Below are 19,003 nucleotides of genomic sequence, written 5' to 3'. Positions count from 1 at the left end.
GATATATCAGGGATATGGAGGATAAAAAAAGGTCGTCGAAACGCAGAGTCCTAAAATGGATCGGGATTGTATTGGCAGTGGTGATTCTGCTGGCAGGAGGCGTTGCGCTCTATTTCAGCGCAAAGTGGAAGCCGATACTGACTGAGAAGATCAAAGCCGGGGTGTATGATGGTTCGGACGGCCTTTACCGGATATCTTTCGAAGATATACATTTAAACCTGCTAACCGGTACTGCAGTGCTTGATAGTGTAAAACTTACGGCTGATACGGCGGTTTTCGAACGCCTAAAGAAGACAGGTAGAGCGCCGGGTCATCTATTTGACGTAGGCCTAAAGAATTTGAAGCTTAGCCGCACGGCGATACTGACTGCATATTTTAAAAAGCGGATAGAGATGAATGCGATTGTACTGAATCAGCCCTCTGTCCGTGTTACCCGGTATAAGGTAGTCAAGCGGCCGGATACCTCTGGTGACGACCGCAGCTTATATCAACGTATATCAACAGTGTTAAAGTCGGTCCATGTAAAAGCTGTTCAGATAATAGATGCAGACGTGGATTACATAAACGGGGATAGGGCAAAGAAAATGAACTCTATAAAACACCTGAATGTGACTGTGAGGGATTTACTGATCGACTCATTATCGCAGTTCGATACAACACGCTTCTATTATACCAGGGATATCAGTTTTAAACTGGCGGGCTATGCCTCTTCCAGCACTATGTATACGATGAAGGTAGATACGATAAGAGGGTCGGCGGCCAACCAGTCAATCGTCGTTAAGGGGTTCCGGATGATCCCGAAGTATCCCGACCTGGCCTTTACTCGTAAATATAGGTATGGCCGTGATCGTTACGATTTAAGCTTTGACGCCATAACGCTGAGTGGGGTAGACTTTGGTTTGCTGAACAGTTCCGGCAAGCTCCATGTGCGGAAGCTGAAGCTTGGTCCGGCCAGGCCTAAGATCTTCGTTAACCGTGAACTACCGCCCCCTCCTGGCTTAGACAAGGGAAGAAATTTTCCTCATGTTGCTGTAAGACGTATCCCGATTCCGACAAAGATTGACAGCGTTGTGCTAAACAACATAAACCTTTCATACACCGAATACAATCCTGTTAGCCAAAAACGCGGAACAATTTATTTCTGGGATCTAAAGGGCGATATTTTGAACGTGACTAACGATAGCATAGCCTTGGTACAGAATAACCATGCTGTGGCGCGGTTGAGCGCCATGGTGATGAAGGCCAGCAAGATCGATGTGCGGATTAACTTTAATCTTAACGACAAGGACGCTGCGTTCAGCTATTCAGGGAAAATAGGGCCGATGGATATGAAGATTTTAAACCCGATGGCTAAAAACATGGGTTTGGTAGAAATAGAGCGGGGAAAGATGCAGGGTGCAGATTTTAATATTAACGCGAATCTCAGCGGCTCGTCGGGGCGGGTAAACTTTTACTATACAGATTTGAAGGTGAAACTACTCAAAGAGAGTGAGAATGGCGAGCCGGAAAAGAAGAAGGGCCTGCTTTCGTTTCTAGCTAATACTCTACTCATCAAAAATCAGAACCCGGATAAAGGAGAAGCGCCGAGGACCGCACAGGTGGCTTTTACCAGAACACCGGCTGCCTCTTTCTTCAATATGATGTGGAAGAGTGTGTTTATCGGTATTCGGGAAACGGTAGGCTTGGGTGTGGTGCCCGTAAAAACCCCCGAACAGGGGCTGAAGAAGATAAAGGATAAGATGGAGGACCGTCGCAAGGAAAGAGCAGATAAAAAAAAGAAGCGTGACTAATTATCTGTATATTAGGTGAAGGACAATGAAGCATGACTGAACGAAAATGGAAAAAACATAGCGTGGCGAAATGGGCAGCCATAACTTTAGTCACGCTGGTTGTTGTCATTGCTTCGGTCACCGTATACCTTAATATCAAATTCCGGTCAGTTGTCGAGAAACACCTTAATCAACTGGTTGCTGAAGCCACTGACAGTCTGTACAAAGTGGAGTTTTCAGAGATACGCACAAATGTGCTTACCCATCGCGCCGTACTGAAGGATATACGCGTCATCCGCGACACGCTTAGGTCAGCCCAGCCTGCAAAGCAGCGTCCGGAGCCATCAATCACATATGAAATAAGTATCGGGTCCATCATCATGGAAGATTTTCACCCTTTTACGCTTTTAAAGTATAAAGATCTTCATGTTGACCGTCTATCGTTACAAAATGCTGTGGTCCATATGTTCAATAGGCATCAGGATTTTAATATCCGGGTAAGTGACGCCCATATGCAGGGCATTAATTTACCGCTTTATCTGCGGAAGCGGGAGTTGTTTATTGGGGATGTTAGCCTCTCCAATGGTTCAGTGGAGGTCTTTAACAATAGGGCAGCTGCTGCTCCCGATACGACTTCTGCGCGGTATTTTCCGCATCAATTGCTAAGACGTCTGAACAAAAAGATTACGGTTAAACGGCTTAACCTGGAGCATATTGATGTGAGTTATGCGGAATACAGCAGGAAAACGCTGCAGACAGGGAAAATAACCTTTACCCAAACGTCCGGTACTATCAGGAATATCACAAATTCCTCGATGGCCGAGCAGTTTATGCGGGCTGATCTGAGCACTTACCTGATGGGGCAGGGCAAACTGGACGTGCATTTCCGGTTCGACTTAAGGGCAAACAACGGCGCTTTTCGCTACAAGGGGTTACTGGCGCCCATGGATGGAAGGGCGCTTAATCAGATCACGAAGCCGCTGGCTATGCTCGAAATTAAGAAATGCAATATCGGGAAACTCGAATTCGATATCCAGGCCAACAATAAGGAAGCCCGCGGAACCATGAAACTTTTGTTTAAAGACCTGTCTGTGAAATTGCTGAAGAGAGAACAGGAGCGGCTCGTAAGAAATGGTTTGATGTCTTTTCTGGCAAATGCGGTGGTGATTCGCCCAGACAATCCTGATGCTTCCGGTCGACTTGTTACAGCAAATATTCGCTATGAAAGAGTGACTGCCAGTCCTTTCTTTAAATTTACATGGAAAGCCCTTCTAAGCGGGATAAAGTCTAGTATAGGAATAAGTCCGGCTAAAGAGCGGGAAATAAAGGCCGCTGTAGCTCGCTTTAATCAGAAGAAAGCCGAACGGGAACGAAGGCGATTGCATAAGCGCGACTAGGAAGCACCTATTTCAATAGGTGCTCCGGTACTGGTTTTTCCAGCAGGTTTTGATAATAGAACCTGATCCGTTCAGCCCTGTCGTGTGCTGACTTCTCTCCACCCCATCCATGCCTTCCTCCGGGATAGATCATAAGTTCAAAGTGCTTGTTGGCATTTTGGAGTTTGTCAACCAACTGAATGGTGTTTTGCATATGTACGTTATCGTCCATGTCTCCATGCATGATCCGCAAAAGGCCCTTATAGCGATCTACGTATGTCAACACCGAGGCATTTTTATACCCTTCGGGGTTTTCCTGTGGTGTGTCCATAAACCTCTCCGTGTAATTCGTATCGTACAACTCCCAGCTGGTCACAGGAGCCCCCGCATAGCCGAAATCAAAATCCTCCGCACCCATAGTGAGCGCCAGACAAGTCATGTATCCGCCGTAGCTATGACCCGTGATGAGGAGTTTGCGGTTATCGACCCATGGCTTTGCTTTAAGCCACCTCGCAGCGGTTGTGTAATCTTTCATCTCCCATTTCCCAAGATTGCGGTGCATAAGCGCAACACCTTCTTTACCAAACTGACCCGATGCGCGGTGGTCTACAGATATCTGGATGATGCCCTCATTCGCCCACCACTGGTTGCCCGTTCCCTTCCATGTGTTGCTCACATTGCCAGCGTTAGGACCACCATAGATACTCATGATTACCGGATAACGCCGTGTCTGATCAAAATCTGTCGGATAGGTAATGACTGCAGGCAAACTGTAGCCGTCATCAGTAGGAATGGTAATCATTTCGGTTTTTCCAAATGCATATTGGTCAAAATCGTCGGCTTTGCTGTTGGCAATTTGTCTGATTACTTTTCCGGTATTGCTCAACAGGGTTGTTTGAGGCGGCGTACTAACATTAGAATAGGTACTGATAAAATATTTTCCGCCCGGAGACATAGATATCTGATGCGTATACTCCCCAAAAGTAAGCCGCTTAAGGTTTTTGCCATCGTAGTCTACACGGTAGAGGTCCTGCTGTGTAGATTTTTCCTTTCTTGCTGTAAAATAAACCACCCTGTTCTTTTCATCTGCGTGTACCAATCTGCTTACCTGCCATTTCCCGCTGGTAATCGGGTTGACGAGTTTGCCGTCCAGCGTGTGAAGATAAAAGTGGGCCCAGCCGGTTTTATCACTTTTCATGATGAAGTGTTTTTTATCGCGGAGGTATGTCACACGTTCGTCGTAGTCAAGGTCAACCCAGCTTTGTTGCTTTTCATCGTAAATCTCCCTCTTTACTCCCGAGATTGGATCTACGCTATAAAATTTCAGGTTGTCTTGTCCCCGGTTCATCCATTGTACCATCAGGCTGGTTCCATCGTAACTCCAGTATGGCGTACCGAAGTACTGGTCGTCTTTTTCGTTAAAGTCCGCCCAAACAACAGTTCCGCCGCCTGCAGGCGTAAAGCCAACGCGCACAGCAGGATTCGGGTCGCCAGCTTTTGGATATCGCGTTTGTTCGGTATAGCCGTGCTGACCGGTAGACCCATAGATCGGGAACATGGGCACCTTGGTGTCGTCGAAACGCATAAATGCAAGGTACTTGCTGTCCGGCGACCACCAGAAAGCTTTGTAGTTGGTTGCACGGCCCAGTATCTCTTCGTAATATACCCAGGACGACCAGCCGTTGTAAATTACGTCGGTCCCGTCATTTGTGTATCGAATCTCCTTTCCCGTGCTTATTTCAATTGCGTAAAGGTCATTGTTGCGTGTAAAGGCCATGTATTTTCCATCGGGCGAAAATGTCATGTTTTTGTCTCCAGTTTGCCGGGCTATTGGTACGTTCGGAATGTTTTCAGGCGTGTAGGTATACGGGCTACGCTCGCCGGTACTAACATTCACCTTATATCGTTTCTGGTCGGCATCCGTTTCGATGTAATGATTGTCGTCCGCCCAGCCGCCAACGTAGACGGTCCGTTTGGTTAGCGAGGGCTTGCCAGAAAAAATATGCTCCCGTGTTAAACGTTTCTGAGCCTGAACTTCTGAGGCCGGGGATGCTAAAATAGACATGATACAGGAAATCAAAAAGAATCTTTTCATATGCTGCGGGCTTGTTTGGTTTTGCGGCAGTAAAGGGCTAAAATACTCAAAAAGGCGCAATGTCAATGCGCCTTTTTGAGTGATAAAGTGTTTTTGGTTTAGATCGTCCAGTTCCAGCCAAGCTCGTCTTCACTGAGGCCGTATCGGATGTCGTTAAGGGTTTTAGCTATTCCAGATGAGATTGTACGGGAGGCCGGGTCAGAAAGTTTATAAAGGGAGCCCTGATACCCAATCTCTCCAATAGGAGTAACCGTAGCGGCAGTACCTGCGGCGAAGGCGTCAGTGACAGAGCCATCGTTAATTCCTTCGATGATTTCTTTTACGCTTACACGGCGTTCTTCAACTTCGATTCCTGCTTTCTTCGCCAGCGTCAAAATGGTGTCGCGGGTAACCCCATCCAGAACAGTGCTTCTTACTGATGGTGTGACAAGCTTGCCGTTGATCACAAATATCAGGTTCGCTGTTCCCGCTTCTTCGATATACTCATGTGTTGCGGCATCTGTCCAGATAAGCTGGTCATAACCTTCTTTTTGGGCTTCCGCAAATGGATATAAAGAGCGGGCATAATTACCAGCTGTTTTAGCAAAGCCAACTCCTCCGTCGTCTGCGCGTGTATATTCAGTTTCAATCTTAACCTTAAGTGGCTGACTGTAATATGGTCCCGTGGGTGTAGTAAGCAATGCAAACGTATAGGTCTCGGATGCTCTCACGCCCAAATAAGGATCCGTTGCATACATCACCGGACGAATATACAGGGAATATCCATCTTGGGAAGGAATCCATTTTTCGTCGATATCAAGAAGCGCAGCGATGCCTTGCATAAAAATCTCCCTGGGGATGGCGGGCATAGCCATGCGGTGAGCGGATTTATTAAAACGTTCGTGATTTTTATCGGCTCTGAAAACATTGATCTTCCCGTTGGCCTGGCGATAAGCTTTTAGTCCCTCAAATATTGCCTGTCCGTAGTGCAAGGCAGATATAGCAGGGCTCATTGGAATAGGACCGTAAGGCAGGACCTGCAGGTTTGACCACTCGCCATCCTTGTATTCAGCAATAAACATGTGATCGGAGAATACTTTCCCGAAGGGCAACTGCGAAAAATCAGTTCCCGTTAATCTGCTTTGATCAGCTTGTGTGATCGTGATGTCCAACGTCTCGTTCATGAGTTTAAATAATATAGCGCAAAAATAACAATAAATAGCCTAAGTACCAATGAGCTGGCTCAGCTGGTAGCCCTTAAATCTTTAAGAACACTTAGTACCCAGCCCTTTCCCCATTCGTCCATCTCTTGTTCTGTCCAAAGAAAAGGATAGAAGATCCGCTTCTGAAAGCGCGGCGGCAGATACTTTTGCCAGTTAGTACCGCCGGTTGCGGCGATGTCGACGGGATCCCGCTCAAGATACCTCACGGCCGATTTATAATGAGACAGTGGCCACTCAACGTTTACGAAGATGTCAAGTTTTCTAAGTTCTTCTGCCAGCTCCGATAGATCCTGGCCTGAGTTTTCAAGCTTACGGTAAAGCGCTGTGAAATTGGTATGCTGCCGGTCTTTAGCAAGTTGCAGGAACTGGTCTGCATATTTTCCAATAAATTGCTTCAGCGTGAGCGTCTGTTTTCCGCTGGAAAGTTCTGTAGCACCAAATTTCCAGTAGATGTGCTCAAACTGCTCATCAATGGAGGCTCCTGTTAGCACCTCCCGCTTACTCTTGTCTACTAACCTTATGAATTCAGTAGCGCTTATCTCAATCATTCGGTACTGCCCCGACTGGAAGCCGCTTGCTGGTAGTAAAGACATCCGGAATTTGAGGAATTGCTCTTTCTCCATTCCGTTTACCATGACCTCAAAGGACGTTACCAGCGCGTTGAAATAGGCGTTGATCCGCTTCACCCGATCAGTGAAGAACTTTACGCTAAGTTCCGGATGTCCGGATATTTGTTTGCACTCATGTAACGCAAGTTTGAAGTAAAGCTCTGTGATCTGGTGATACATGATGAAGATTTCTTCATCGGGGAAAGAGGTTTTCGGGCTTTGAAGGCTTAGAAGGGTATCCAGGTGTATATAATCCCAGTACGTAAGAAAATCGGCATAAAGCAGGCCATCCAGGTAGGCAGACATGTCCTGTCCCATAGCCTCATACTTCTCCTGAAGCTTATTCAGCTTTTCAATAATTTGAGGGGTTAACTCCATGTAAATAAGTTAGTGGCATCAAAGTTAACAAAGCGAAGCATAACCTTAATATAAAACCCTGAATTTTATCGTATGTTCAATCTTTTTAAGCGATTTGAATAACTGCTTGTCATATTGAGTATTGATATCTGTAATCACATATCCAATCTCCGGATTCGTCATCAGGAACTGCCCCACAATGTTAATGTCATGTTTGGCAAACACCGTGTTTATTTTGGCCATTATACCAGGGACGTTCTTGTGAATATGAATCAGTCTGTGGGACCTTTCAATTCTCGGCAGTTGCAGGTTCGGAAAGTTACTGCTCAGATAGGTGGTGCCCGTGTTCATAAAGTCGATCATACGTTTGGGTATGAAGGTGTAGTTGCGCGGGTTGCCCTTAGGGTCGTCAAAGAGAACAACGCCTTGCTGTACGCAGAGCGCAGCATCTACCCGGTTTCGCGCGTTGCCCAAATACCCAACCGTTTTTAGTTTCACGGCACGCTTCAGTGTTTCCGGATCAATTTTTTCGCCATTAGCGAGTAAGATCATATGCACATCTGCGACGTATTTTTCTTCAAACGTAGGTTTGTGCCGGATGGAGAAGCCGTCTTTCTTGAGTAGTTCGATGCTCAACGGATCAGCATCGCCAAGAACCAGGCAAAGGATTCGGTTTTTAGGATAGGAGATAGCCCTCGGCAGGTTATTTACATATAGGAATTCGTCGAAGCTTGGCGTAACATGGTCGGCTTTTTCTATGATGTTTGCTCTGGAGATGTTCTCTGTGAATGCATAGAACTTTTTGATTAATCCGCTTTCCCGGAGTTGAAAGTCCGAATAACCATCTCCGATCCCGTAAAGGTCGCCTTTAAGATCAAGTTGCTGCATCAGTTTTACCTTCCCGCCCTCTTCGCTGAGTGGATTTGCGTGGTCATAATCAATGATCTGCCCGTCGCCATTCGTTACAAACGTATTTGCATAGATATTTTCTTTCCTGATATGGTAGCGGCTCACGACCGGGGTTATAAATTCCTTGAATCCGCCCGAAACAATCAGCACTTCGTCTGCATGTTTTCTGAAGAATTCAGCGTTTCGTGAAAAGGAAGCCGACACTTTCTTCTTGAGCCGGGTGATTAATTGTTTAAGGTGGTCTTCGTTTGCCTCAAGCAATTTTACCCGCTGGCTCAGGCTTTCCCCGAAGGAGAGCCTGCCTTCCATAGCCATATTCGTATACTCTTCGATTTTTTGGAATATTGCCTCGCGATCAGGATGATTTTTAAGTGAGATCCGCGCAAGTTCGTCAAGCGCCTCTACCTGCGTGAAGGTGCTGTCAAAATCGATAATGTAAAAGTTTCTCTGTTTCATGTGGTTATTTAAATTGAAGTGCCGAGCATGTCTCAGCAATGCTCTGGCTTAGCGGCTTAAACGTTATGTTAAAAGTTTTACGCGCTTTGTCATTGTCGTAATAGCTTTTGGTAATGCTGCTCTTTATCGCATCGCGGGTGAGGTTTGAGGACTTTCCGCTTAGCAATGACCGGAATTTTCCGAGCATCCAGCCAACCTTCATCATCCAGGGCTTTGCTTCTATTGTTGGTGGCTTTACGCCAAATCCATCAGCTATTTCTTTGAAAAGGTTTTGATAAAGATAGTTTTCGGCCGATATAATATATCGTTCGGCAGTATGATTGCTTTGCATGGCGAGGATCATGATTCTAGCAACGTCTTCGACATCTACCAGTCCCGTCGCCCCCCTTGTGTAGAAGCTGAAGCCTTCTTTAATAAGCTTAAACAGTTGGCCGCTGCCGTTAAATCCAGCGCCGCCACCAATGATCACAGACGGGTTAACGATCACTGCGTCTAGTCCCTCAGCAATTCCCCGCCACACCTCCATTTCCGCCTCGTATTTCGATTCAGCATACGCATGCGTTTTTGTTCCATATTCCCAGAAGTCTTCCTCTGTGATCATTTTGCCGCTCTTTGAATCGCCGAGTGCCGCCACGGAACTGACGTGAAGTAAACGCACGCCATTTTGCAGGCAGAGATTTACAATGTTTGCCGTTCCCTCTATGTTGATCCTGAACAGACGGCTTTTGTCTGCCGGCCTGAACGATACTAATGCAGCGCAGTGATATACCTGCGTAACCCCGCTAAAGACATCTTCAAGGGTAGCCACGTCATTGATATCTGCATTTATCCACTCGATCGCGTTATTGCTTGCAATGCGAGAAGGAATCGTTGAATGCTCTCGTTTCAGAGCTTTCACATACGCGCCCGAACGGGTAAGCTGATGAATCAATTCTGCACCCAGAAATCCCGTAGCACCCGTAACTAATATCATTGCAATTTTTTTAGGATGTTTGTTAAAATATCCCCCCAAAAATAGATATTTGACCGCATACATTTAAGCCTTATATGTCATTATCAGATTTTTTTTTACCACTGGATATCAACAGCTTTACGCCAGGAAGCGGCTTTTTATCGAGTCAGATGGGTGCTAAAGTGACATTTTATACGGGCGAGTTTCCTGATCTTTCCGATGGGGAATATGATATTGCGCTTATAGGGGTGCAGGATGATCGTGCTGCCGTGAATAACCAGGGTTGTGCACTCGGGCCTGACTATTTCCGGGAGAAATTTTATAGCCTCAATGAAGGACCCAATCCAACCAGAATTGTCGATCTGGGCAACATCAAAGCAGGTGCGGCTATATCGGATACTTATGTGGCCGTCAAGACCACAGTTTCTGAACTTATCAAACTGAGTATTACTCCCGTGATCATCGGCGGCGGGCAGGACATCACCTATGCTCAATACCTTGCTTATGAAAGTCTTGAGCAAAAAGTGGATCTCGTAGTGGTTGACAGTAAGTTTGATTTGGATGAAGAAGATGGGGAAGGTCTGGCAGCAAGATCCGATACATACCTCAATAAAATACTGCTGCATCAACCTAATTACCTCTTCAACTTCAGCAATATTGGCTACCAGACCTACTTTGTCAATCAGGAAAGTTTGAAAGTAATGAGTAAGCTCTATTTTGATGTTCACCGCCTTGGAGAGTTCTCTGACGATATCTCACTTACTGAGCCGATACTGAGAAATGCCAGCATGATCAGTTTTGACATAGGCGCGGTTCGCTCATCCGATGCGGCGGCGAATGCCAATGCGGGACCTAACGGGTTTTATGGTGAACAGGCCTGCCAGATTTCGCGTTATGCGGGTATGAGCGATAAGCTTACCTCAATAGGTTTTTACGAGTTTAATCCCGTTTTCGACCAAAATGGGCAAACTGCCATGCTGCTGGCGCAGATTATATGGTATTTCATCGATGGATTTTACAATCGGAAAAAAGATTTTCCGTTGGTGCCGAAATCCCAGTATCTGATATACCGGGCAAGTTTAAGCGACGGAAGTGGTGAAATGTTATTTGTTAAAAGCAAGAAGTCTGATCGTTGGTGGATGCAGGTGCCGTATCCTGCCGGAATATCGAAAAATGAACGCTTTCATCTCGTGCCTTGCCGTTATGAGGATTATACTCTTGCCGTAGAAGGTGAAATGCCGGATCTGTGGTGGCGCACTTATCAAAAGCTACTATAATTTTACAGCATATTTTTACGTTATTATGCTGATTCCGACTTATATTTGAATTAACTTAAAAGAACTAACACAATAACTCATGAAAAAATTAGTATTATCCGCTGTGGCATTGTTGCCGTTAGCGGTGCTTGCCCAAAAACCCTTTACTATTAACGGAGACGTTAAAGGGCTGAAAACCGGAGATAAGGTTTACCTGGTTTATCGGGCAGCCGGCGAGGAAGTCACAGATTCTGCTGTCGTAAGCAACGGAAAGTTTGGCTTTAAGGGCACGTTGGCTGAGCCCGCAAGAGGCAATCTGTTCCTTAATAAAAATCCTTACGTAAACCGGCCGGCCCAGGGTGAGAGACTCGATCTTGCTTCCCTATATATTGAGCCGGCGGCAATGAAAGTAACTGCCGCTGATTCTCTGAAGAACATTGTAATCACCGGTTCAGTTGTTAATGATGATGAAAAAAAACTGAAGGCCTTAACCAAGTCACTTTCGGATCAAATGGCGGCGGTGAATGCTCAATACGCAGCGCTATCTCCCGAAGAGCGCAAGGTACAGGAAAAAGTGCTCCGCGATAAGTATATGTCTCTGCAGGAGCAGGTCAAACCTATACAATTGAATTTTGCAAAAGGCAATCCAAAATCCTACATCAGCCTCTCCGCGCTTTCGCAACTTGCGTCGGAGCCTGAGCTTGCTGCAGATGTAGAAAAGGCATACGCTGCGCTTAGCCCTTCATTGAAAGCTACTCAATCAGGCAAAGACCTGGCGCAGCTTCTTGCGGCAGGTAAAGCGACAGCCATTGGCGCAATGGCGATGGACTTTACGCAGAATGATGTAAACGATAAGCCGGTTAAGCTGTCAGATTTCAAAGGTCAATACGTCCTGTTAGATTTCTGGGCATCTTGGTGTGGCCCTTGCCGGGCTGAAAACCCCAACGTGGTAAAAGCCTACAATACTTACAAAGACAAGAAATTTACAGTCCTGGGTGTTTCTTTAGACAATCCTGGTAAAAAAGATGCATGGTTGGCTGCGATCGAAAAAGATGGCCTGACCTGGACGCATGTGTCTGATCTAAAAGGATGGGACAACGCTGCATCAAAAATGTATGGTATCCGCGCCATTCCGGCTAACTTTCTGATAGATCCAACTGGAAAGATCATCGCTAAGGATATACGTGGAGAAGAACTGCAAACAAAGCTTGCCGAAGTGTTGGGCACATCAGCGTCTAAATAAACTGCCGAAGTTTCTATATAAAAAAAGCCCTGGTGGAAACCAGGGCTTTTTTTATATCAAATCAAACCCAATATCTTCACGAAAATACTTTCCATCGAAATATATCCGGGCGGCATCCGCTGTAGCAGACTGTAAAGCCTGAAACTGATCGTCTTGTAAACTGGTTACTGCAATAACTCTGCCTCCATTGGTTTTAACAATGCCGCCTTCCAATGAAGTTCCCGCATGAAATACGAGTGATTCCCTTACGTTCTCTATTCCGGAGATAGCCTTTCCTTTTTCGTAATCGCCAGGGTATCCACCTGCAACAATCATAACGGTCGCTGCTCGCTTATCGCTTATCTGCAATGTAAAGTTATCGAGGTTCTTTTTCGCCGCCGCCATGAACAGCTCCACAAGGTCGCTTTCAATACGCGGTATCACACTCTCCGTTTCCGGATCACCCATCCGGCAGTTGTATTCAATCACATAAGGTTTGTCACCCACCTTTATCAAACCAAAAAATATAAAGCCGGTATAGTCTATTCCATCTTTCTTAAGTCCTTCAACTGTCGGAATGATGATGCTTTGCTCTATTTGGCTGAGAAAGGCTTCGTCCGCGAAGGGAACCGGCGATACCGATCCCATTCCGCCGGTATTCAGGCCGGTGTCTCCCTGTCCTATCCTCTTGTAATCTTTTGCTTCAGGCAGTATCACATAATTTTCTCCATCTGTAAGGACAAATACCGACAATTCGATACCTGTCAGGAATTCTTCTATAACCACTGTTGTGCCTGCCTCGCCAAATTTGCCGCTAAGCATGAGTTCCAGTTCCTGTTGGGCTTCTGCTGTGTTTTCCAGAATAAGTACGCCTTTCCCCGCCGCAAGTCCGTCGGCCTTCAGTACCACGGGCAAGGCATGATCCTGCAGATAAGCGATGCCTTCTGCAAGCGTTTCCTTAGTGAAGGAGCGCGAGCTTGCCGTGGGTATACCATGACGTGCCATAAATTGCTTAGAGAAGTCCTTGCTGCCTTCAAGGATAGCGCCTTCTTTTTTTGGCCCAATTACAGGAATATGCGCAATTGCCGGATCGTTTGTGAAAAAATCGTGTATGCCTTTAACCAGTGGTTCCTCCGGGCCTACAACGACCATTTGAATATTTTCCTTTGTTACGAGACGTTTAACTGCCTCGAAGTCGTTAATGTTCAGGGGGACATTCTTTCCGTAAGCGCCGGTGCCGCCGTTTCCTGGGGCAATGAACAATTGACTGCAATGTTCCGACTGACTGATTTTCCACGCAAATGCGCTTTCTCTGCCTCCTGATCCTAATAACAAAATATTCATTGGTGTGTGTGGTTTAAATGTCGCTAAACCGCAAATATACCGCTTAGATTTCGGTATGTGAAAGATTAAAATTAGATTTGCCGGCGGCATGAGACATATTGTTACTCTATCTCTTGTATTTTTCAGTCTTGCACATTTGGCAAAAGCCGAGCGTGTTGAAGGGCTTAGGCTTGTTGCCGAAAAATATTGCAATAAGCAGCAATCTGCAGCTTATGAAGTAGCCGCACGGGCAGAGCGCAGTGGCGATGCACATACTTACCCCTTCTTCTTATCATACAGCGCACTGTCAACCATTGGCATTCAGCCAACGCTTCGTCTGCTAAAATATACGCATCGTAATAGTATTGTCGCCGACCTTACCATTCGGGCTAAGCCCAAAAATAACAGTCCTTAAATCTTTATTCATTGATAGGCGTGGCCGCATTGGCGGTTGTTAAATCCCCTCAGGCACCGGTGTTCACAGACTGGATTGGTTGTTGTGGGCAATCATTTAATTTTTATACAAAGACAAAAATATGTTAGGATTTTTAGCCAAGATATTTGGAAGTAAATCAGAAAGAGATATAAAGGCGATACAGCCGGTAGTAAGTCAGATCAACGAAGCTTATGCGAAGCTTGCAACACTTAGTAATGACGAGTTGCGAAGTAAAACAGCCGAATTTAAGGAGACCATCGCCATTGCCCTCACAGAAATAGATGGCAAAATGGAGGTACTGAAACACGAGGCAGAACAGCCTGAGAAGGGCCTCTCTGAAAAGACAGCGTTGTACGACCAGATTGATGCTCTTGCCAAAGAAAGAGATAAAGCGTTAGAGGTAGTCTTAAAGCAGATATTGCCCGAGGCCTTTGCCGTGGTAAAGGAAACTTCAAGGCGTTTTTCTCAAGGCGACCTAGAGGTTACCGCGACCGACTTTGACCGGGAATATGCTGCCAGGAAGAAAAACGTGACCATCAGTGGTAATAAAGCCGTGTGGGCCAACAAATGGGAAGCCGCAGGTAATGACGTAGTATGGAACATGGTTCATTACGATGTGCAGCTGATCGGGGGTATGGTGTTGCATGAAGGCAAAATTGCTGAGATGGCTACTGGTGAGGGTAAAACCTTGGTTAGTACATTACCTGCTTACCTTAATGCCCTTGCCGGCCAGGGTGTTCATATCGTTACGGTCAACGACTACCTTGCACGTCGTGACTCTGAGTGGAACGGTCCGCTGTTTGAATTCCACGGTTTAAAAGTTGATTGTATCGACAAACACGAACCTAACTCTCAGGAACGCAGAAATGCGTATCTGGCCGACATCACATATGGCACAAATAATGAGTTTGGTTTCGATTATCTGCGCGATAACATGTCGCAAACGCCTGATCAGTTGGTACAGCGCAAACTGCATTTTGCCATGGTAGATGAGGTCGACTCCGTACTTATCGACGATGCACGTACCCCTTTAATTATCTCAGGTCCTGTCCCATTTGGTGATCAGCATGAGTTCTATGAGCTGAAGCCAAGAATTGAACGCTTGGTTACAGCCCAGAAGGAATTCGTTACACGTGCGTTAAACGAAGCCAAGAAATTGATCAATGATGGTAAACCCGGCCCCGAAGAAGGGGAAGGCGGACTTGCATTATTGCGCGCTTATCGCGGTTTGCCTAAAAATAAAGCACTCATTAAGTTTTTAAGTGAAGGCAGTGTAAAGCAGACTTTGTTAAAAACGGAACATCACTATATGGCAGATCAGTCGAAGAATATGCCTAAAGTCGATGCTGAACTGTATTTTCATATTGACGAAAAAAATAATCAGGTCGAATTGACAGAAAAGGGAATAGAACTGATTACCAAATCAGGTGAAGATCCGCAATTCTTTGTTTTGCCGGATGTTGGTACAGCCATCGCCGATATAGAAAAATCTTCATTAAGCAACGAGGACAAGATTACGCAGAAGGATGCCCTGATGCGTGATTATTCTATCAAAGCAGAACGCATTCACTCCGTAAACCAATTGTTAAAAGCCTATACGCTTTTCGAGAAGGATGTGGAGTATATCATTGATGAAGGTAAAATTAAGATCGTTGATGAGCAGACCGGCCGTATTATGGACGGGCGCCGTTATTCTGATGGATTACACCAGGCAATCGAAGCAAAGGAGAATGTTAAAGTAGAAGATGCTTCACAGACATACGCAACGGTTACCCTGCAAAACTTTTTCAGGATGTACCACAAGCTTTGCGGTATGACAGGTACGGCAACAACGGAGGCCGGGGAGTTCTGGTCTATTTATAAACTGGACGTTGTGGAGATACCAACCAACCGGCCAATCTCCAGAAAGGATCATCAGGATTATGTATACCGCACAGTAAGGGAGAAGTATAACGCCGTAGCCGAAGAGATCGTAAAACTGACTGAAGCAGGCAGGCCGGTCCTGGTGGGTACCACTTCTGTGGAAATATCCGAGTTACTTAGTCGCATGCTTAAACTCAGAGGGATTAAGCATAACGTACTGAACGCAAAAATGCACCAGAAGGAAGCGGACATTGTTGCTGAAGCAGGTCAACCGGGTCAGGTTACCATTGCTACCAACATGGCGGGCCGTGGTACCGACATCAAATTGGGCCCGGGCGTTAAAGAGGCCGGAGGTTTGGCGATTGTAGGTACTGAGCGACATGAATCGCGGCGGGTCGACAGGCAGTTGCGTGGTCGCGCAGGCCGGCAGGGCGATCCCGGTTCTTCCCAGTTCTTTGTCTCCCTGGAAGATAACCTGATGAGGCTTTTCGGGTCGGAACGGATTTCTAATATCATGGTGCGCATGGGCATTGAAGACGGTGAAGTGATTCAGCATTCTATGATTACCAAGTCTATAGAACGTGCACAGAAAAAAGTAGAAGAGAACAACTTCGGTATCCGTAAGCGCTTGCTGGAGTATGACGATGTCATGAATTCTCAGCGGTCGGTAATCTATGCAAAACGCCGTAATGCGTTGTTTGGCGACCGTCTGGATGTAGACATGAGCAACATGACTTTTGATGTTGCAGAAGATATTGTTACTGAATATAAAGAAGCAGGCAACTATGAAGGATTTAAGCTGGAGGTGATCAAAAACTTCTCAGCCGATACAACTATTGACGAGGCTGAATTCGGTTCTAAAAACATCGCGCTCCTGACAGAAAAGCTGTTTGAAGAGGTGAGCGCGTTTTATGTACGTAAGTCAGACGCCATTATTGAGCAGGCCTTGCCGGTGCTTAAGCAGGTTTATGCCGAAAGAGGCGAGCAGATTGAGCAGATTGTTGTGCCTTTTACAGATGGATTGAGACATGTCCAGGTTCCGGTCGGTTTAAAGAAAGCGATTGAGAACAACGGCCGGGAGGTCACAAAGTCTTTCGAAAAGACAATAGTGCTAGCCTTGATCGACGAGTCATGGAAGGAACATTTGCGTGAAATGGATGAGTTAAAGCAGTCCGTGCAGAACGCTGTGTACGAGCAGAAAGATCCGCTGATTATTTATAAAATGGAAGCTTTCAATCTGTTTAAAAACATGCTGAATGCTGTTAATAAGGAGGTAGTAAGCTTCCTGTTTAAGGGCAGCATCCCCGTCCAGGCCGACCCTAACGATGTAAGGGTTGCTCAGCAAGCCCCACGTCCGGCACCGGCTAAACTTAAAACCTCAAAGCCAGAGTTTGCACAGTCGGGCAATTCGGGTATGCCGGAAATGGAAGATACCAGGGAAATGACACCTCAACAGCCTGTCCGTAAAGAAGTAACTATAGGACGGAATGAACCCTGCCCATGCGGAAGCGGGAAGAAGTTCAAGAACTGTCATGGTGCCGGCCTATAAATAAGCACTCAGATGAGACTATCGTTCATATTGATTTTTTGTTTCTGTTCACTGCAGCTGTTCTCGCAGTCGCGCGGCACTGTCACGGTTATTAAAGATCCCATGATCGATAGTCTTATTGCCAAAAGAATTCAGCTCAGTACCAAAGCAGCCAGTCCGGGAGCACCAAAGCCAGGCCCGGTTGTTTCACAGACGGGTTACCGCGTGCAGATATTTTACGGATCAGACCGTCGGAAGGTGTTTAGCGAACAGGCTCGCTTCAAAGTACTGTACCCCTCCTTAAATACTTACATCACCTATAAGGAGCCGAATTATTATTTAAGAGTAGGAGATTTTCGTACCAGGCTCGAAGCCCAGCGATTAATGAATGAGCTTAGACCCGACTTCCCTACACTCTTTATTTACAGAGAGAAGATCAATGCACCAAGCTTAGAATACTAATGATACACAAAGACCAGATCAAACAGTTGTCTGCTGATATCTTTGAGCAGGTGGTGGGTTACCGCAGGCATCTTCATGCGAATCCTGAACTGTCGTTTAAAGAGTATGAGACTTCTGCATTTATCAAAGCAAGGCTGTCCGAATGGGGAATTCCTTTTAAAGAAATGGCGGATACCGGTGTAGTGGCATTGATAGAAGGAGCTTTGCCGTCAGAACGCGTTATCGCCCTGCGGGCGGATATGGATGCTTTGCCTATTTTGGAGGCAAATGATAAGCCATACGCGTCAAAGAATGCTGGGGTTATGCATGCATGTGGTCATGATGTACACAGTTCTTCTTTGCTCGGTACCGCATATATCCTAAATACACTAAAAGATAAGTTTGCAGGAACCGTTAAACTTATCTTTCAGCCCGCAGAAGAATTGCTTCCGGGTGGTGCCAGCATTCTGATTAAAGAGGGTGTTCTTGAAAGTCCTCCAGTGCAGCACATCATCGGTCAGCATGTAATGCCGCTTATCGATGCAGGCAAGGTAGGTTTCCGGTCGGGCATTTATATGGCCTCTACCGATGAACTTTATGTGACTGTCAGAGGAAAAGGCGGACATGGGGCACAGCCACATCAGAATATTGATCCCGTCCTCATCGCATCGCATATTATTGTAGCGCTTCAGCAGATAGTAAGCCGCAATGCCGACCCTAGATTGCCCTCTGTCCTTTCGTTTGGTAAACTGGAGGCAAACGGAGCTACCAACATTATCCCCAACGAGGTCAAGATAGAGGGTACGTTTCGTACACTTGATGAGGACTGGCGAAGGGAGGCTAAGCTGCGTATGAAAAAGATGGCTGAAGGCATGGCGGAGAGTATGGGCGGTAGTTGTGAATTTCGTATTATGGACGGCTATCCGTTTCTCATCAATGAACCGGCATTAACGGCTAACGTCCGTGAATTTGCAGAAGATTACCTGGGCAAAGAGAATGTCGTCGACCTCGACATCTGGATGGCCGCCGAGGATTTTGCCTATTATTCGCAGGTCACCAATGCATGTTTTTATCGGCTGGGCACAGGCAATAAAGCGAAAAATACAACGTATTCTGTACATACGCCAAATTTTGATATCGACGAAGATGCACTTCAGCTATCAACCGGCTTAATGGCCTATGCTGCACTGAAGCAGTTGGGTAATTAACA

At 46.1% G+C, this 19,003-nt stretch carries 14 protein-coding genes; 8 read left to right on the top strand and 6 right to left on the bottom strand.

What is annotated here, in order from left to right; genetic code table 11:
* The first annotated feature begins 14 nt into the window (after positions 1–14).
* The gene (locus J3P40_RS01515) at positions 15–1,790 is read left to right on the top strand and encodes an AsmA family protein (protein WP_256002096.1); all 1,776 of its coding nucleotides are present in this window, start codon (positions 15–17) and stop codon (positions 1,788–1,790) included.
* A 32-nt stretch (positions 1,791–1,822) separates the two neighbouring features.
* Positions 1,823–3,166 (top strand): hypothetical protein, encoded by a 1,344-nt coding sequence (locus J3P40_RS01510; RefSeq protein ID WP_256002095.1) that lies wholly within the window; start codon positions 1,823–1,825, stop codon positions 3,164–3,166.
* 7 nt (positions 3,167–3,173) lie between these two features.
* Here the strand turns inward: J3P40_RS01510 and J3P40_RS01505 are convergent, their stop codons facing one another.
* The 5 genes from J3P40_RS01505 to J3P40_RS01485 form a co-directional block, all read right to left on the bottom strand.
* Positions 3,174–5,240 (bottom strand): S9 family peptidase, encoded by a 2,067-nt coding sequence (locus J3P40_RS01505; RefSeq protein ID WP_256002094.1) that lies wholly within the window; start codon positions 5,238–5,240, stop codon positions 3,174–3,176.
* A 98-nt stretch (positions 5,241–5,338) separates the two neighbouring features.
* The gene (locus tag J3P40_RS01500) at positions 5,339–6,403 is read right to left on the bottom strand and encodes a branched-chain amino acid aminotransferase (protein ID WP_256002093.1); all 1,065 of its coding nucleotides are present in this window, start codon (positions 6,401–6,403) and stop codon (positions 5,339–5,341) included.
* A gap of 59 nt (positions 6,404–6,462) precedes the next feature.
* Positions 6,463–7,428: a tryptophan 2,3-dioxygenase family protein gene (locus tag J3P40_RS01495; protein ID WP_256002092.1), complete on the bottom strand. Its 966-nt coding sequence runs from the start codon at positions 7,426–7,428 to the stop codon at positions 6,463–6,465.
* Between the two features lie 45 nt (positions 7,429–7,473).
* Positions 7,474–8,772 carry an HAD-IB family phosphatase gene (locus J3P40_RS01490; RefSeq protein WP_256002091.1) on the bottom strand — a complete coding sequence of 433 codons (1,299 nt, stop codon included), beginning with the start codon at positions 8,770–8,772 and terminating at the stop codon, positions 7,474–7,476.
* 4 nt (positions 8,773–8,776) lie between these two features.
* Positions 8,777–9,745, bottom strand: coding sequence for an NAD-dependent epimerase/dehydratase family protein (locus J3P40_RS01485; RefSeq protein ID WP_256002090.1), 969 nt, complete (start codon positions 9,743–9,745; stop codon positions 8,777–8,779).
* A 74-nt stretch (positions 9,746–9,819) separates the two neighbouring features.
* Between J3P40_RS01485 and J3P40_RS01480 the strand changes: the two genes are divergently transcribed.
* Together J3P40_RS01480 and J3P40_RS01475 are read left to right on the top strand one after the other, a co-directional pair.
* Positions 9,820–11,001 (top strand): formimidoylglutamase, encoded by a 1,182-nt coding sequence (locus J3P40_RS01480; RefSeq protein WP_256002089.1) that lies wholly within the window; start codon positions 9,820–9,822, stop codon positions 10,999–11,001.
* Positions 11,002–11,080: 79 nt separating this feature from the next.
* Positions 11,081–12,223, top strand: a complete 1,143-nt coding sequence (locus tag J3P40_RS01475; protein ID WP_256002088.1) for a TlpA disulfide reductase family protein — start codon at positions 11,081–11,083, stop codon at positions 12,221–12,223.
* Positions 12,224–12,274: 51 nt separating this feature from the next.
* Here the strand turns inward: J3P40_RS01475 and purD are convergent, their stop codons facing one another.
* On the bottom strand, positions 12,275–13,546 hold the full coding sequence (purD, locus tag J3P40_RS01470) for a phosphoribosylamine--glycine ligase (RefSeq protein ID WP_256002087.1): 1,272 nt from the start codon (positions 13,544–13,546) through the stop codon (positions 12,275–12,277).
* Between the two features lie 88 nt (positions 13,547–13,634).
* On the opposite strand from purD, the gene J3P40_RS01465 reads away from it, so the two are divergent.
* The 4 genes from J3P40_RS01465 (at position 13,635) to J3P40_RS01450 (ending at position 19,001) form a co-directional block, all read left to right on the top strand.
* Positions 13,635–13,940 (top strand): hypothetical protein, encoded by a 306-nt coding sequence (locus J3P40_RS01465; protein ID WP_256002086.1) that lies wholly within the window; start codon positions 13,635–13,637, stop codon positions 13,938–13,940.
* Between the two features lie 121 nt (positions 13,941–14,061).
* Positions 14,062–17,373, top strand: coding sequence for a preprotein translocase subunit SecA (gene secA / locus J3P40_RS01460; RefSeq protein WP_256002085.1), 3,312 nt, complete (start codon positions 14,062–14,064; stop codon positions 17,371–17,373).
* A gap of 12 nt (positions 17,374–17,385) precedes the next feature.
* Positions 17,386–17,814 carry an SPOR domain-containing protein gene (locus tag J3P40_RS01455; protein ID WP_256002084.1) on the top strand — a complete coding sequence of 143 codons (429 nt, stop codon included), beginning with the start codon at positions 17,386–17,388 and terminating at the stop codon, positions 17,812–17,814.
* The gene (locus J3P40_RS01450; protein ID WP_256002083.1) at positions 17,814–19,001 is read left to right on the top strand and encodes a M20 metallopeptidase family protein; all 1,188 of its coding nucleotides are present in this window, start codon (positions 17,814–17,816) and stop codon (positions 18,999–19,001) included. Before J3P40_RS01455 ends, J3P40_RS01450 begins: the two co-directional genes overlap by 1 nt.
* Positions 19,002–19,003 lie beyond the last annotated feature (2 nt).

This window comes from Pedobacter deserti (assembly GCF_024436415.1).
Classification (GTDB): Bacteria; Bacteroidota; Bacteroidia; order Sphingobacteriales; family Sphingobacteriaceae; genus Pedobacter; species Pedobacter faecalis.
The sequence above is the reverse complement of the archived record's forward strand: the minus strand, read 5'-3'. Positions and strand labels throughout refer to the sequence as shown.